This window comes from Mucilaginibacter sp. SJ (assembly GCF_028993635.1).
In the GTDB taxonomy this organism is placed as follows: domain Bacteria; phylum Bacteroidota; class Bacteroidia; order Sphingobacteriales; family Sphingobacteriaceae; genus Mucilaginibacter.
Genome location: NZ_CP118631.1, coordinates 4,494,191 through 4,509,079, shown reverse-complemented (window position 1 = coordinate 4,509,079; position 14,889 = coordinate 4,494,191). Strand labels below are relative to the sequence as shown.

17 protein-coding genes are annotated in these 14,889 nt (G+C 42.7%); 13 read left to right on the top strand and 4 right to left on the bottom strand.

The features are described from left to right. Positions 1 to 101: 101 nt before the first annotated feature. The 10 genes from MusilaSJ_RS18570 (at position 102) to MusilaSJ_RS18525 (ending at position 7,282) form a co-directional block, all read left to right on the top strand. Complete coding sequence (locus MusilaSJ_RS18570; protein WP_274986359.1) at positions 102 to 311, top strand: DUF2683 family protein; 210 nt, start codon at positions 102 to 104, stop codon at positions 309 to 311. Further along, positions 308 to 595: a type II toxin-antitoxin system RelE/ParE family toxin gene (locus tag MusilaSJ_RS18565; protein WP_274986358.1), complete on the top strand. Its 288-nt coding sequence runs from the start codon at positions 308 to 310 to the stop codon at positions 593 to 595. The genes MusilaSJ_RS18570 and MusilaSJ_RS18565 overlap by 4 nt, the downstream gene beginning before the upstream one ends. Before the next feature lie 300 nt (positions 596 to 895). Continuing rightward, positions 896 to 1,249 (top strand): YciI family protein, encoded by a 354-nt coding sequence (locus tag MusilaSJ_RS18560; RefSeq protein WP_090530252.1) that lies wholly within the window; start codon positions 896 to 898, stop codon positions 1,247 to 1,249. A 164-nt stretch (positions 1,250 to 1,413) separates the two neighbouring features. Further along, the gene (locus MusilaSJ_RS18555; protein WP_274986357.1) at positions 1,414 to 2,640 is read left to right on the top strand and encodes an RNA polymerase sigma factor; all 1,227 of its coding nucleotides are present in this window, start codon (positions 1,414 to 1,416) and stop codon (positions 2,638 to 2,640) included. Between the two features lie 168 nt (positions 2,641 to 2,808). After that, a complete protein-coding gene (locus MusilaSJ_RS18550; protein WP_274986356.1) occupies positions 2,809 to 3,279 on the top strand; it encodes a YHS domain-containing (seleno)protein in 471 nt (156 codons plus the stop codon). A gap of 45 nt (positions 3,280 to 3,324) precedes the next feature. Then, positions 3,325 to 3,768, top strand: a complete 444-nt coding sequence (locus MusilaSJ_RS18545) for a YHS domain-containing (seleno)protein (RefSeq protein WP_274986355.1) — start codon at positions 3,325 to 3,327, stop codon at positions 3,766 to 3,768. A 104-nt stretch (positions 3,769 to 3,872) separates the two neighbouring features. Then, the gene (locus MusilaSJ_RS18540) at positions 3,873 to 4,553 is read left to right on the top strand and encodes a phosphopantothenoylcysteine decarboxylase domain-containing protein (RefSeq protein WP_274986354.1); all 681 of its coding nucleotides are present in this window, start codon (positions 3,873 to 3,875) and stop codon (positions 4,551 to 4,553) included. A 27-nt stretch (positions 4,554 to 4,580) separates the two neighbouring features. Then, positions 4,581 to 4,979: a DoxX family protein gene (locus MusilaSJ_RS18535; protein ID WP_274986353.1), complete on the top strand. Its 399-nt coding sequence runs from the start codon at positions 4,581 to 4,583 to the stop codon at positions 4,977 to 4,979. 33 nt (positions 4,980 to 5,012) lie between these two features. Continuing rightward, the gene (locus tag MusilaSJ_RS18530) at positions 5,013 to 5,513 is read left to right on the top strand and encodes a hypothetical protein (protein WP_274986352.1); all 501 of its coding nucleotides are present in this window, start codon (positions 5,013 to 5,015) and stop codon (positions 5,511 to 5,513) included. Continuing rightward, positions 5,501 to 7,282: an NRDE family protein gene (locus MusilaSJ_RS18525; RefSeq protein ID WP_274986351.1), complete on the top strand. Its 1,782-nt coding sequence runs from the start codon at positions 5,501 to 5,503 to the stop codon at positions 7,280 to 7,282. Before MusilaSJ_RS18530 ends, MusilaSJ_RS18525 begins: the two co-directional genes overlap by 13 nt. Positions 7,283 to 7,375: 93 nt before the next feature. Here the strand turns inward: MusilaSJ_RS18525 and MusilaSJ_RS18520 are convergent, their stop codons facing one another. From MusilaSJ_RS18520 to MusilaSJ_RS18510, 3 genes are read right to left on the bottom strand one after another with little or no spacing between them, the layout of a single operon-like run. Next, entirely contained in the window at positions 7,376 to 8,176 is an 801-nt protein-coding gene (locus MusilaSJ_RS18520; RefSeq protein ID WP_274986350.1) for an ABC transporter permease, read from the bottom strand. 3 nt (positions 8,177 to 8,179) lie between these two features. Beyond that, the gene (locus tag MusilaSJ_RS18515) at positions 8,180 to 9,079 is read right to left on the bottom strand and encodes an ABC transporter ATP-binding protein (RefSeq protein ID WP_274986349.1); all 900 of its coding nucleotides are present in this window, start codon (positions 9,077 to 9,079) and stop codon (positions 8,180 to 8,182) included. Beyond that, positions 9,073 to 9,285, bottom strand: coding sequence for a hypothetical protein (locus MusilaSJ_RS18510; RefSeq protein ID WP_090530816.1), 213 nt, complete (start codon positions 9,283 to 9,285; stop codon positions 9,073 to 9,075). The genes MusilaSJ_RS18515 and MusilaSJ_RS18510 overlap by 7 nt, the downstream gene beginning before the upstream one ends. A 348-nt stretch (positions 9,286 to 9,633) precedes the next feature. Between MusilaSJ_RS18510 and MusilaSJ_RS18505 the strand changes: the two genes are divergently transcribed. From MusilaSJ_RS18505 to MusilaSJ_RS18495, 3 genes are read left to right on the top strand one after another with little or no spacing between them, the layout of a single operon-like run. Continuing rightward, positions 9,634 to 10,581: a sensor histidine kinase gene (locus tag MusilaSJ_RS18505; protein ID WP_274986348.1), complete on the top strand. Its 948-nt coding sequence runs from the start codon at positions 9,634 to 9,636 to the stop codon at positions 10,579 to 10,581. A gap of 27 nt (positions 10,582 to 10,608) precedes the next feature. Next, positions 10,609 to 11,934: a 3-keto-disaccharide hydrolase gene (locus MusilaSJ_RS18500; RefSeq protein ID WP_274986347.1), complete on the top strand. Its 1,326-nt coding sequence runs from the start codon at positions 10,609 to 10,611 to the stop codon at positions 11,932 to 11,934. A 54-nt stretch (positions 11,935 to 11,988) separates the two neighbouring features. Continuing rightward, the gene (locus MusilaSJ_RS18495; RefSeq protein WP_274986346.1) at positions 11,989 to 12,723 is read left to right on the top strand and encodes a LytR/AlgR family response regulator transcription factor; all 735 of its coding nucleotides are present in this window, start codon (positions 11,989 to 11,991) and stop codon (positions 12,721 to 12,723) included. 348 nt (positions 12,724 to 13,071) lie between these two features. Here the strand turns inward: MusilaSJ_RS18495 and MusilaSJ_RS18490 are convergent, their stop codons facing one another. Beyond that, positions 13,072 to 14,832 carry an ABC transporter ATP-binding protein gene (locus tag MusilaSJ_RS18490; protein WP_274986345.1) on the bottom strand — a complete coding sequence of 587 codons (1,761 nt, stop codon included), beginning with the start codon at positions 14,830 to 14,832 and terminating at the stop codon, positions 13,072 to 13,074. Between the last annotated feature and the right edge of the window lie 57 nt (positions 14,833 to 14,889).

Sequence of the window (14,889 nt, the reverse complement as noted above, 5' to 3'; positions counted from 1 at the left end):
ACCGGCCCACTGAAAGGTGTGGGATCAAAAAATAAAAAAGACCATCTGCTTACGCAAATGGTCTTTTTTGGTTTTGACGATATTTTGCGATAACTTTAAATATGGAAGCATACGTTGTATACCCCTCAAAAGCCCAGGAAAAAGTTATGAAGGCATTTTTTGAGGCGCTAAATATTCCTTTCGAAAAAAAAGAAGAAGAAACATTACCACCTCATGTAATCGAAGGTATTGCTAAAGGGCAGGCAGATATTGAGGCTGGACGCAGTATAAGTTTGGAAGAATTTAAAAAACGGCTCACGATATCTGAATGAGCTATAATATAGTTTTTTCTTCAAGTGCACTTGAATCATTTGATGCTATAAAATCGCAATTACAAGAACAATGGGGTTCTAAAGTAGTCAAAGACTTTGAAAAGCGAACTCTTAAAGTAATTGATATAATTAGTATATCACCACTCATATTTCAAGGGATAAAAAACTCAGCTCAAATAAGAAAGGGCTTTATTCATAAAAATTGTTCTGTATTTTACCAAATAAAGAAAGATCAGATCGATATTCTCTTCTTTTGGGATAATAGGCAAGAGCCGCTTTTCTAACTCATGGCATTGCCTGCGGTCCAGGCTGTGCGTTCATACTGCACAGGCCTTAACCATATGGCAGGTATCCGCTTCCGTTCTTAAAACAGCCTTCCTGATTAAATCGATGGAAAGACATTATTGAATTTTTCATCTTAATTGTATGAATTCCGTAATTCAAAAAATTACCCGGTTCAGAAAAATTCCGAAATTGAACATCTCAAATTCAAAATAAATATTACCCGCCGTGTCCTATTCAGCCATTCCTATTTGATATAGAGGTGTAATTCATATATTTATTAACCTTTAAAATTTAAAAAGATGGACGAATTCGTTTTAATTTTCAGGCACGAGGACGGCACCAAAGTGGCTTCTCCCGAACAGATCCAAATCTGGATGAAACAAACTATGGACTGGATTGGCGGCATAGCTGCTCAAAACAAATTTGTGAGTGGCACTGGCTTGCCCTTTGCCGATGCCAAAATTGTAGGTCACGGCGGCGTAGTCACCAATGGCCCTTTCGGCGAGATCAAAGAAACGATAGGCGGTTTCATCACTGTAAAAGCCGAATCGGTTGAGGAAGCTGTGGAGTTTGCCAAAGGCTGCCCTGTTTTACAGGGCGATGGCAATACCGTTGAAGTACGGAAGGTTGCCAAAAATGATGGGGTGCATTAAGGATAATTTTATAAATCATGTCATTGTGAGGAGCAGCTCGGGCAAAAGAGTATCCGGCGCGACGTGGCAATCCCGTAGTTATGCCTGCGAGATATGCAAAGCGGCGAAGCACAGCTACGAGATTGCCGTGCTATCGCTCGCAATGACATTTTTCCATTTGCCCCATGCAAAACCCCGAAATCATTCCCCATCTATTCCGCACCGAGTACCGCAAAATAGTATCGGTACTGTGCCGCCGCTTTGGGTTTAATCAGATGGAAACTGCCGAGGACATCGCCAGCGACACCTTCCTTACCGCAGCCCAGGCCTGGAGTTATAAAGGCATTCCGCCTAATCCAACCGCCTGGCTGTGTAGCGTAGCCAAAAACAAGGCGAAAAATCATTTGCAACGTAATAGCATTTTTGAAAACAAAGTATCCCCGGAAATACAAACCGGGGAGACCTATGAACCGGAAATCGACCTTTCACTCCAAAACATCAGCGACAGCCAGCTGCAAATGATGTTTGCAATTTGCCATCCTGCCATCCCGCCCGAGGCACAGATCGGGCTTTCGTTACGGATCCTTTGCGGTTTCGGAATTGATGAAGTGGCTGAAGCTTTCCTGACCAATAAAGAAACCATTAACAAACGCCTGTTCAGGGCTAAGGAAAAGATCCGCAATGAAAAAATAGAAATCGAAATGCCTGGTCCGGCTGAAATTGATAACCGGCTCGAAAACGTGCTCACTACTATTTATCTGTTGTTTAGCGAGGGTTATTATTCAGTTAGTGATAACCAGGTTTTGCGTAAAGATCTTTGCTTTGAGGCCATGCGCCTTTGCCACATGCTTATTGAAAACGAAGGCACCAACAAACCGCCGGTAAATGCATTGCTTTCGCTCATGTATTTTCATGCCTCGAGGTTTGAAGCCCGCACAGATCAAAACGGCGGACTAATTTTATATGAAGATCAGGACACCAACCTCTGGAACTATGACCTGGTAGCCAAAGGTGCCTTTTATTTAAACCTTGCCACTACCGGTACTCAATTATCAAAATACCATATTGAAGCCAGCATAGCCTACTGGCATACTCAAAAAACCGATTCCAAACAAAAATGGGAAAACATATTGCAGCTTTATAATCGCCTGCTGCAAATAGCATACTCCCCTATAGCGGCACTCAACCGCACCTTTGCGCTTGCCAAAGCCAACAGCCCCGAAGAAGCCATTATTGAGGCTGAAAAATTGAAACTCACCGGAAACCAGTTTTACTATACCCTGCTTGGCGAATTATACACCGGCATTGACAATGAACAGGCAAAACTAAACTTTGAGAAAGCACTAACGCTGATAAAAACGCCTGCTGATAACGTCCTTATTCAAAGCAAAATAGATAAACTTCAGAATTAACATCAGCCCAGGTCAGCAAAAAACGACCGATAAACAAAAATTAAACCTATTTCACTTCCCTTATAAATCCCTTCGCTCCCCCGTTTAAATATTTTTCTGATTCACTGTAAGGTTTGATGGCCCGCCCCGACAAAGGAGGAAAAATCAAACATCAAGTTTAACACAATCATGAAAAAATTATTCAATTTATTGTTAGCTACTGTATTTACTGTAAGCATAGCTTCGGCACAAAGCCAGACAAACGTTCGTAAAAAGCACTTCAATTTAGATAAAACCGGCCTGGCTCTCGAAGGCTATGACCCAGTTGCCTACTTCACCCAGCAAAAAGCCGTAGAGGGCAAAAAAGAAATCTCCCTTGCAAACGATGGCGTTACTTATTACTTCGCTTCCACTCAGGACAGGGCCCTTTTTAAAGCTAATCCCGCCAAGTATGAGCCACAATACGGCGGCTGGTGTGCTTACGCCATGGGCGCTACCGGCCAAAAGGTGGAGATAGATCCGGGAACCTTCAAGCTTGTTGATGGCAAGCTGTATGTGTTTTATAACAAGTTTTTTAATAATACAAAAAAATCATGGAACAAGGACGAGACTAACCTGAAAGCCAAAGCCGACGCCAACTGGGCTAAGATCGTTCATTGATCTGCCTTCAATAATCCATTATAAGACCAATCTAAAACCATAAAAATGAAACGTTTATTAATTATCGCGGCACTCGCATTTGTTACCGCAGTTCAGGCCTATGCCCAGCAATCAGAAATATTTGCCCCGGGTGGCAAGGCTATTAAAGGTTATGACCCGGTTGCGTTTTTCAAAGAATCGAAACCGGTAAAAGGCTCAGAGAAATTTCAATATAAATGGAAAGAAGCTACCTGGTTTTTCTCCGGCAATGAAAACCTCGAAGCGTTTAAAGCCGACCCTGAAAAGTATGCCCCACAGTACGGCGGCTACTGCGCTTATGGCACCTCACAGGGTCACAAGGCCCCAACCCAAACTGATACCTGGACAGTACTGAACGACAAGCTTTATTTCAACTACAACGATAAGGTGAAAGAACTGTGGACCAAAGACCAGGCAAACCTCATTAAAACGGCTGACGAGAAGTGGCCTGAGGTAAAGGGGCAAAAGTAATCCACTATATAAAAATCCCCTCTTGAGAGGGGGCGTGGAGGAATGAGAGGGGAATCGCACAAGCCTATGCTTTAAAAAAACAAGTACAATACCAATAAACAAAAATGACAAGCACCAGCAAACCTATAGTACTAATCACCGCCGGCCCTACCCGTGAGGCTATTGATCCGGTACGTTTCATCAGCAACCATTCGTCGGGCAAAATGGGTTATGCCATTGCCGGGGCTTTTTTAAATCAGGGCTTTGAGGTGATTTTAGTTTCGGGGCCGGTAAACATCAGTTTATCTCACAGCAGCCTCAGAGTTATCTATGTTAACTCGGCTGACGAAATGTATGCGGCCTGTCAACAATATTTCCCTGCAGCTCAAATCACAATTTTCGCTGCTGCCGTAGCCGATTACAAGCCGGCACAAGTACATGCTCAAAAAATGAAAAAGTCGGCCCAGGAGTTTAGCCTGCAAATGGTTAAAAATGTCGACATCGCCTTTGAGTTCGGTAAGATCAAGCGTAATGATCAGGTATCAGTCGGCTTCGCTCTTGAAACTAACGACGAAGAACAAAACGCCCTCAAAAAACTCTACAGTAAAAATCTCGATTTGATAGTACTCAATTCTGTAAAGGACGGAGGCGCTGCGTTTGGCTACGATACCAACAAGATCACCATCATAAACCGCGATTTCCTGTTCCAGGCATACCCGCTTAAAAGCAAAGCAGAGGTAGCCAGGGGTATTGTTATGGCCGCTATCAAAGTGGGCCAAAACCTGGAAACACCTCTACAAGCATAAATTTCAGAAAACACGCCATTCAATATCATGACTTACACACAATTTAATATACTGGTTTGGGCCCTGCGCCTTGTAGCAGCTATCATCATGCTGCAAACCTTGTTCTTCAAATTCACTGCCGCCCCCGAATCGGTTTACATATTTACCAAGTTGGGTATGGAGCCCTGGGGCAGGATTGGCATTGGCAGTATGGAACTGGCAGCCGCCACACTGATCATTATCCCCCGCACTACCGGCATAGGCGCTTTGATAGCCGTAGGGTTAATGGCTGGTGCCATATTTTTTCATCTTACTAAACTGGGGATCGTGGTACAGGGCGATGGCGGTCAGCTTTTTATACTGGCAACTATTGTGTTTACAACATCAGCCATACTGCTTTACATTTTCAGGAAAGAGGTTTTAAACCTTATCCCTTTTCTTCATTAATAAAATCAAAAACCACTGCTAATAATTAGCATTATGCAATTGAAAGAACCTATCTCCAATCTGTTGGAGCAACTACAATATGTAATTGACGAATTAAGTCCTTTACAATACACCCAACCGGTAAAACTGCTGTCGCAATCAAGTATCGGCCAGCACACCCGTCATGTTCTTGAGTTTTTTATTGAACTGAATAAAGGTTACGAAACCGGCATGGTTGATTACGATAAACGCGTCCGCAATAAAGCCATTGAGGCCGATAAAGATTTTGCCATCACAACCATTCTCCAGGTAGGGGCGAACATTCAAAAGCCCGATAAAGAATTAATGCTACAAGCCGGATACGGCGAATGCGAAGCACATTCGGCACAGGTATTTTCAAATTATTACCGCGAGCTGGTTTATAACCTGGAACATACCGTTCATCATATGGCCCTGATCCGTATTGGCGTAAACGCTATATCCAATGTAGTTATTCCTGATGAATTTGGCGTTGCCGCGTCAACACTTAAGTACCGTAAGGCATGTGCACAGTAACCTATGTTCCCACAAAAAGCGGGTTCCAGCTTACCTCCAACCGCGACGAAAATATTAACCGGGGCAAGGCCGTTGCACCGCGTACGTACCAAAATGGTAATTACACGCTGCTATATCCTAAAGATGCCGACCGTAATGGCAGCTGGATAGCCGCAAAAAACAATGGCGATATTGTTGTGCTGTTAAACGGCGCCTTTGTAAAACACAAAGCCATACCGCCCTATAAAACCAGCCGTGGACTGGTACTAATGGATATTATCAATGCACAGAACCCTTTCCTTTTTTATCAGGACATTGATCTTATAGCTGTTGAGCCCTTCACTTTAGTGCTTTATGCACAAGGCAGTTTATATGAGTGCCGCTGGGATGGCGAGCGAAAACATGTCAAATTGCTGGATGGCAAGGACGCACATATCTGGTCATCGGCCACTTTGTATGATGAGGTGGCAGCCACCAAACGCATCAATTGGTTTAATAACTGGCATAAATCAGCCAATCCGGATAAGGTGGAAGATATCCTGTATTTTCACCACCATGCCGGCGAAGGTGATGATAACGATGCATTGGTAATAAACCGCGGTGGTAAAATGAAAACTGTAAGCGTTACCAATATTAACGTAAGCTCTCAAAACATCACTATGACCTATCATGATTTGAAGGATGGCAATGAGTATGTGCATGATCTTGCTATAGAAGCTAATAGCAATAGGCCTGTTGCATTGCCCCCTTTTTTTGGTTTAAGAAGATTTCTGATCAGGCTTTTCAACTGGGAATACTGGTCGCTCAATATGTTTTACGCACCTATCATGTTCTATTGGTTTTGGTTGAGTTTTAAAGCGCGCTCGTTTTTCTTTTTCAGCACGGCTAATCCACTGATTGAAAATGGTGGTTTTACATTGGAAAGCAAAGCCAGTATCTATAAACTCATCCCTCAACAATATTATCCAAAAACCATCCTTTTTAAAACAGGAACAGATTTTGGGCAGATCAAATCGGTCATAAAGTATAAAAATTTCGATTATCCTTTAATCGCCAAACCGGACGTTGGTGGCAGAGGCGTACAGGTTAAACTGATACATAACGAAGTAGAATTGCTGGCATATACCCAGCAGATCAGGGTTGATTTCCTGGTGCAGGAATATATTAAGTACAAAAGCGAAGTAGGCATATTTTATTACCGCTTACCTGGTGAAGCCAAAGGCCAGACAACCGGTATAGTTGGCAAAGAATTTTTAGCCCTAACCGGCGATGCCAAACATACCATGATGGAGCTCATTATCAAAGAGCCCCGCTACCTGCTGCAATTGCCGGTATTGATAGACACCTATGGCGATAAACTGAAACAGGTTTTACCTATTGGCGAATCAAAAACGCTGGTACCTTATGGTAACCATGCCAGGGGTGCTAAATTCATTGACCTTAGTCACCTCATTACCGATGAATTGACGAAGGCGATAGATGGCATATGCCGACAGATCCCCGGGTTTTATTTTGGCCGGCTGGATGTAATGTATAACACATGGACTGAGCTAAGCCGCGGCGAAAATCTATCCATTATAGAACTGAACGGAGCCGGCAGCGAACCAACCCATATTTATGATCCCAAGCATTCTATATTCTTCGCCTGGTACGAGATCATCAGGCATTGGAAGCTCCTTTATCGCGTAAGCAAACTTAATAAACAATGTAAAAAAATTAATTATATGACTTATAAAGAAGGCATTACCATGCTTAAAAACAACACCGAATATTTAAAACTGGTATCATGAGTATGTTGAAGCAATTAAACTGGCAAAGAAGGCGCATTGTCCTAAAACAACAAGCAGACTAAAAACTAATCTCCAACCTCTAATCACTAACAACTACTTCACACTCTTACGCTGCACAATAAAATATCCAAGAATAAAGACTACCAGGGCAATAGCCATACTTACAAATACATCTTTAGTAAAAATATCTATTTGTAACCGGTTAGAAGGATCGCCGTGATTGTTCTTTAACATGCTGCTTATAGCAGCCATGGGATGCGCATAGGGAAACAGGTAGCTATACTCCCAGCCTTTTGAAGCCAGGATAACCCCTGCTATGGTACACACAAAACCTATGCCCATCGGCTTTAAAAAATCGGCCCAAAATAAACTGAGTAAAAACTGGATGGAGAGGATCCCTAACGATGATAAAAACAATTTAAAATAGATCTGTGCCAGCTCTTTTTCCATGTGGAAATCGTCGAACCGTAACTCTGGTTTTACTATGCTTAGTAAATTGCCAAAACCGATAGTGAACAGCACAAATAATGAAAGACAAACAAATACAAGGAAAGCCGCATAAAAAAACTTAGCCGCATAAACCGACCAGCGGGGAATTGGCAAGTTAAACAAGGTTTTCCAGGTATCGGCCCGGTGTTCGATACTATTTACGGAGTATGCTATAAATATGCTATACATGGGTAATACCAACGAGCCCATGATACCCAAAATGGCGCCAGCAAACTGTAGCCAAAGCATCATCGGCGGCATTGACACTAACTTTTCACTTTTGGTATAAAACCCCACAAACAGCAAAATACATATAAGCAAAGGCAATATAATGGAAGCCCAAAAACCAAGCGTTTTACGGCTCTTGTAAAACTCCGAACGGAATGACAGTATAAATCCTTTCATGGCTTAGGCGCTTTGGGTGATATCTAAAAATAGTTTTTCCAGATCTTTTTGCTGTTTACTGATGCTGTAAACTGTTTGCCCGTTTTTATTGAGCAGGGCGTTGATGTCGCCCATTTGATGTTTGGAGATGTAGGGTACCAGTAAATATTCGTCGGTTACTTCGGTAACGTTAATATGATTGCGGGTTAACAGGTTGGCGGCATCAACGGTATTTTCGGCATCAACACGCACCAGTGGTTTGCTGATGGCCTGCAGGTCGGCAACACTGCCCTGAAAAAGCATTGCGCCATTATTAATAATGCCTACATGTGTGGCTATCCGTTCAATTTCGGCCAGCAGGTGGCTCGATATAAAAACAGTTTTACCATGTTTGGCCACAAGCTTTTTCAACAGCTCGCGGATCTCGATAATACCGTTTGGATCGAGGCCGTTGGTAGGCTCATCTAAAATCAACAATTTAGGGTCGGCCAGCAGGGCCAGCGCAATACCAAGGCGTTGCTTCATCCCTAATGAATATTGCCCGGCCTTTTTATTGGCAGCGGCGGTTAGCTGTACCAGGTCAAGCATGTCTTCAACGCGCTGAGCAGGCACCTGCAATAATAAGGCCCTGTTCAATAAATTTTCCCTCCCGGTTAAATGCTGGTATAAAGCAGGCTGCTCAATAAGCGAACCTATTTGCGAAAGTATGCTGATGCGGTTTGTTTTGATATCCTGCTCAAAAATGTGGATGTTACCTGCATCGGGTTTTAGCAGGTTAAGCAGGAGTTTGATAGTAGTGGTTTTCCCGGCACCGTTGGGACCGAGAAAACCATATATACTTCCTTCCGGAACTTGCAGCGCCAGTGATTTAACCACCTGCTGCTTACCAAAGGTGAAGGAAAGGCCTTCGGTAGTAATTACCATATGTTATTGTTTTTTGCTATTGAGCAAACAGTTTTAACCATTACAAAACCTTTGTGAAACAATGAGGTAGCATGTACTGCTGTGCGGCCAATTATTGCTGTTTCCTTTTTTTGCTCGAACTGGTAGCTTACACCCAAAATAAGGGCAAACATTACCGGGATCAATAACATGATAAAAGGATTTGAATTTTTGATAAGCGTTTTCATTGTGAGTGGTGATTTTATACAACAAAGGAATATTAAAAAAATAACCTGCTAAAATCATTTAGACCAACACACTTTGTTTATAGATGAACGCACTTCTACCACTTTTAACCGGTTCATCGATAATAAAAGCCAGTTCATCGAAAAAAAGGGTAGCTATATATAAATAACAGGACGATATTAACATCAAAATATTAAATTAGATGCCACACCATTAATAAAGAAGGGGGTTTAAAACAGCGAATGGAGGCTTCATTACCATTACCGAAATCCAGAACAGGCATAAAAACTGCCTGGATAATTTTTTGGCACCTGTTTTTTTGGACGGGCATTATATCCTTTTTTGTTTTTTTGGCAAGGCTAAACGATGCGCAGCTCAGTACCAAAGAGTTGCTGGTGATCTTTTTGCTTTATCCCGCTATCAACATCAGCCTCTTTTACCTTAACTACCTGGTTTATATACCCAATTTCCTTAATAAAAAACGGTACTGGGAATATGCCACAGCTGTACTGGTCAGCATAATAATATATGGCATAGGTAAATATGGAGTAGGGTTAATATTCAAAGACATTGTATTAGTACATCAAAAAGGTCATGTAACCAGTTTTGCTACTTATTTTTACAGCAGTATTTTTACCAGTCTTATATTTGTTTTCCTAAGCACAGCACTTAAGTTCAGTACAGACTGGTTCCTGAACGAACGCATTCAGCGCGACCTGGAAAATCAGCGCCTTGTTGCTGAACTGGCTTTTCTGAAATCGCAGATCAACCCGCATTTCCTGTTCAATTCCTTAAATAGCATTTACTCACTGGCCTATCAGCGTTCGGAAACCACGCCCGAAGCTATCTTAAAGCTGTCGGAAATTATGCGTTACATGTTATATGAATGTAACGAAAACAAGGTTGACCTGAGTAAAGAGCTCCAGTACCTGCAAAACTATATCGACCTGCAAAAGATCCGCTTTGGCAGCAAAGCATTTATTGATTTTAAGGTAGATGGCAATATCACTGATCAAAAAATAGAACCTTTGCTACTGATCGCTTTTATCGAAAACGCTTTTAAGCATGGCGTTGCAAATGATATCAATTCGCCTATAAAGCTACTTATTAACGTAGCGGATGGTAAACTGCATTTCTACATCCAAAACAAAAAACATAACAATAACCGTGATGCTGTAGGTGGAATTGGTTTGATAAATGTACAGCGCCGGCTCAACCTGCTTTACCCGAACAGGTACTCTTTAAAAATAAGGGACGAAGAATATACTTATACCTGCGAATTATCAATAGATTTATAGTTATAACCTATTATAACCATGACCTGTTTGAAAAAATTGCTCCCAGCCCTGTTTCTTGCAGCATCGGCCATTACTGCATCTGCACAAACCAATCCTAAAGCAACCGAAGTTTGGGACCCTGAGCCTGAAGTAGTTTTACCGGGCACCGGCAACAAACCGCCATCTGATGCTATTATTTTGTTTGACGGCAAAAATTTGGACAAATGGACAGATCAGAAAGGTAACAAACCGGGCTGGATAGTAAAGGATGGTATTGTAACTGTTAAACCGGGCAGCGGCTCCATCATTACCAAACAAAACTTTGCCGATTGCCAGCTGCATATTGAATGGCGCACACCAGCCGTTGTTAAAGGCAACGGCCAGGAGCGCGGCAACAGCGGCGTAATTATGCAAAGCCGCTACGAGCTGCAGATCCTCGACAGTTATAAAAACCGCACCTACTCAAACGGGCAAGCCGGTTCTGTTTACAAACAGTATGTGCCGCAGGTAAATGCCTCGCTTAAACCGGGCCAGTGGCAAAAGTATGATATCATTTATACCGCCCCACGCTTTAATATCGATAGTTCTGTTAAAACACCGGCCTACATTACCGTATTACACAATGGCATACTGGTACAAAACCATGTAGCTATAAAAGGAACAGTGGCACATGTTGGTCAGCCCAAATATCAAAAACACGCCTTCGCCTTACCCTTGTTGCTGCAAGAGCATGAGTTTCCGGTATCATTCCGCAATATCTGGATCAGGGAACGTGGTGTTCAAAAGCTGTTAAACGGCAAGGATAAAAAGGGTTGGTATACCTACCTGGATACACTCGGTAAGGATAACGATGTACACAATAACTTTGCCATTGAAAACGGCATGGTGCATGTAATGGGTAAATACTTTGGCTATATGGCCACCCAAAAATCGTACGACAATTACTACCTGAAAGTGGTGTTTAAATGGGGGAGCAAACAATATCACCCGCGCGAAAAGGGGGTACGCGACGCGGGTATTTTATATCATTTTGGCGAAACTGATAAAGACATCGTTTGGCCCCGATCAATAGAATGCCAGATCCAGGAGGGTGATTGCGGCGATATCTGGTGCGTGCAACATACTAATGTGGTTACGCCAAACAAATCGGCCATTGAGTGGGACCAGCAGCGTGTTTACCGAACCGCCAATTTTGAAAATCCGCGCGACGAGTGGAACACCATCGAAATTATTTGCAACGGCAACCAGATTGAACATTATGTTAACGGGCATTTGGTAAACTGGGGAATAGCCTCATTATCGCATGGCCGCATCCTGCTACAATCGGAGGGAGCCGAAATCTGGTATAAATCGGTTGAATTGACGCCGTTATAACAAAACAGCACATTAAAAAATTTAAGATAACCATTATTACATTATTTTTACGCTATGATCAGATGTTTGGTAGTTGACGATGAGCCTTTGGCGCTGCATATTTTGGAAGACTATATTTCCAAGATGCCTTTTTTGCAATTGGTTAAAGCTACAACCAACCCCATCGAGGCGCTTACCATGGTACAGGCGGCCGAAGCCGACCTTGTATTTTTAGATGTTCAGATGCCCGAGCTTACCGGCATCCAGTTTTTGAAGATCGCCAATGGCAAAGCCAAGGTTATTTTAACTACAGCCTATCCGCAGTACGCGCTTGAAGGTTATGAGCTCGATGTGGTTGATTACCTGTTAAAGCCTATCGCATTTGATCGTTTTTTTAAATCGGTACAAAAAGCACAAAGTATTATCCAGCCGGTTACAGCCAAACCACAGGTAGTGATGCAGGCCGAACCCGTGCAGCAGGATGATTTTTCAACCGATTTTATCTTTGTAAAAACCGAACATAAGATTCAGAAGGTATACCTGCATGATATATTGTTTATTGAGGGGTTGAAAGATTACATCAGCATTTTTACCTCTGCCGAGCGCATTATTACCCTGCAGGGCATGAAAAAGATGGAGGATGCGCTGCCCGAGAAACATTTTGTACGTGTACATAAATCATACATCGTAGCCCTCAACAAAATAGACAGTATTGAACGGAGCCGCATCCAGATAGGCGACAAGATCATCCCTGTAGGCGATACCTATCGCGATGAGTTTTTCAGGATGATTGAAAATAAAAATATCTAAGCAAGCTAAGCAATAGTTGAGCCTTCCTGTAGGGTGCCGAAATAAATTCGGCATGACAGATTGGGGGTAAAACAAACGAAGCCGATGTTTTCAAGATCGGCTTCGTTTGTTTATAAAAAAGGTCGCGCTGAGTGTATAAATCTGCGGCCCCTGAAGGTTAGATGACAAAGAGGGCTTGTCAGTTTGAGGCTGTCGAAGACTCGTGCGCAGAGGCCTGCCCGTCATACTTCGACGGGCTCAGTATGACACCCATTTTTGGGTAACTTGTTTCAGCACCTCACCCGCTAAGTATTTCATCATATCAGGCAAACATTGGCTTGGCCTGCGTGAAGACGGCAGGTGAGTCTTTTAATCCAACGCATCTACCGTATCCTTCTCTCCTATCTGTTGTCTCCACATAGCATAGTATAAACCTTTTTGGGAAATGAGATCGGCATGCTTACCCGATTCGATAATACGGCCTTTCTCCAATACGTAAATGCTATCAGCATGCATAATGGTTGATAAGCGGTGAGCTATAAGGATGGTGATATGATTTTCTTTTTCAGATACGTTACGGATAGTTTCGGTGATCTCTTCCTCTGTAATGGAATCCAACGATGAAGTGGCTTCATCAAATACCAGGATATCCGGCTGGCGTAATAAAGCACGGGCTATTGACAAGCGCTGTTTTTCGCCGCCTGATACTTTTACACCACCTTCGCCAATTACGGTACTTAAACCTTTATCGGCACGGGCCAGCAGGCTTTGGCATGCAGCACGCTGCAGCACGTCCATACATTCCTCATCGGTAGCATCCGGGCGTACAAACTGCAGGTTCTCGCGGATGGTACCCGAAAACAGTTGCGTATCCTGGGTTACGAAGCCTATTTTTTCGCGCAGTTGATCAAGGTCGATTTCTTTACTTAATGTGCCGTTGTATAAAATATCTCCTTGCAAGGGCTGATATAAACCTACCAATAATTTAACGAGCGTAGTTTTACCCGAACCCGAAGGGCCAACAAAAGCGATCGTTTCGCCCGAATTGGTTTCAAAGCTGATATGGTTAAGCGCGTTACGATTTGCGGTTAAGTGTTTGAAGCTAACGTCATTAAATGTTAAGATATTCACTTTTTCAAGCAATACAGGTTTTTCGGGCTTTTTATCAATAGGAATACTCAATATCCGGTTAAAGTTACCAAGGGAAACTTCAGCCTCACGCCAGGAAAGGATTACATTGCCTAACTCCTGCAATGGGTTAAATAAAAAGAACGAATAGAATAAAAAGCTGAAATATTGACCCGGAGAGATAGTCTCTTTGAAGATAAGCATTAACAGTACTACAACCATCACACTGCGCACAAAGTTTACGGTAGTACCCTGTACAAAGCTCATGCTGCGTACATACTTCACTTTTTTCAGTTCCAGGTCGAGAATTTTGTAGGTAGTATTATTCAACCTTGCTATTTCCTGTTTTGCCAAACCCAAGCTTTTTACAAGCTCTATATTCCTTAACGACTCGGTTGTTGAACCAGCAAGCGCCGTTGTTTCGGCTACGATCGTCTTTTGGATTTTTTTAATTCTCCGGCTCATGGCCATACTCACAAAAGTGATGATGGGTATCGCGGCGAAATATACCAGGGTAACCTTATAGCTCACGCTCACCGAGTAAACGATAACAAATACCATTCCGATGAGCGACACAAAAAGTATCCCGATAAAGGAGGTAATAAATTTTTCGCAATCTAAACGCACCTTTTGCAATATGCCTAAAGTTTCGCCGCTCCGCTGGTCTTCAAATACCTGGTAGGGCAGCTCAAGCGAGTGCTTTAAACCATCGGCATACATCTCAGCACCTACCTTTTGGGTAATGATATTGGTAAAATAATCCTGGAAGTTTTTAGCTATACGCGATACCATGGCAACACCAATAGCAGCGCCAACCAGCATCAGCACCTGGTTAAGGTATGCGTCATATTGTAGCTTACTGCGTTGTTCAATAACACGGTCAACAATACGCCCGGTTATCCATGGGTCGAGCAGGGAGAAGCCTATATTCATTGCCGCCAGGAAAAGTGCAAATACAACTATCCAGCGGTGTTTTTTTAAGTAAGAGATTAATACATTCATGTTTCAACAGCAAACATAAAAAAAGGGAATGGCTAAGTAGCTCATTCCCTTTTAATT

Coding starts and splice junctions, on each gene's coding strand:
- MusilaSJ_RS18570 (WP_274986359.1), top strand. CDS start 102: ATGGAAGCATACGTTGTATACCCCTCAAAAGCCCAGGAAAAAGTTATG.
- MusilaSJ_RS18565 (WP_274986358.1), top strand. CDS start 308: ATGAGCTATAATATAGTTTTTTCTTCAAGTGCACTTGAATCATTTGAT.
- MusilaSJ_RS18560 (WP_090530252.1), top strand. CDS start 896: ATGGACGAATTCGTTTTAATTTTCAGGCACGAGGACGGCACCAAAGTG.
- MusilaSJ_RS18555 (WP_274986357.1), top strand. CDS start 1,414: ATGCAAAACCCCGAAATCATTCCCCATCTATTCCGCACCGAGTACCGC.
- MusilaSJ_RS18550 (WP_274986356.1), top strand. CDS start 2,809: ATGAAAAAATTATTCAATTTATTGTTAGCTACTGTATTTACTGTAAGC.
- MusilaSJ_RS18545 (WP_274986355.1), top strand. CDS start 3,325: ATGAAACGTTTATTAATTATCGCGGCACTCGCATTTGTTACCGCAGTT.
- MusilaSJ_RS18540 (WP_274986354.1), top strand. CDS start 3,873: ATGACAAGCACCAGCAAACCTATAGTACTAATCACCGCCGGCCCTACC.
- MusilaSJ_RS18535 (WP_274986353.1), top strand. CDS start 4,581: ATGACTTACACACAATTTAATATACTGGTTTGGGCCCTGCGCCTTGTA.
- MusilaSJ_RS18530 (WP_274986352.1), top strand. CDS start 5,013: ATGCAATTGAAAGAACCTATCTCCAATCTGTTGGAGCAACTACAATAT.
- MusilaSJ_RS18525 (WP_274986351.1), top strand. CDS start 5,501: ATGTGCACAGTAACCTATGTTCCCACAAAAAGCGGGTTCCAGCTTACC.
- MusilaSJ_RS18520 (WP_274986350.1), bottom strand. CDS start 8,176: ATGAAAGGATTTATACTGTCATTCCGTTCGGAGTTTTACAAGAGCCGT.
- MusilaSJ_RS18515 (WP_274986349.1), bottom strand. CDS start 9,079: ATGGTAATTACTACCGAAGGCCTTTCCTTCACCTTTGGTAAGCAGCAG.
- MusilaSJ_RS18510 (WP_090530816.1), bottom strand. CDS start 9,285: ATGAAAACGCTTATCAAAAATTCAAATCCTTTTATCATGTTATTGATC.
- MusilaSJ_RS18495 (WP_274986346.1), top strand. CDS start 11,989: ATGATCAGATGTTTGGTAGTTGACGATGAGCCTTTGGCGCTGCATATT.
- MusilaSJ_RS18490 (WP_274986345.1), bottom strand. CDS start 14,832: ATGAATGTATTAATCTCTTACTTAAAAAAACACCGCTGGATAGTTGTA.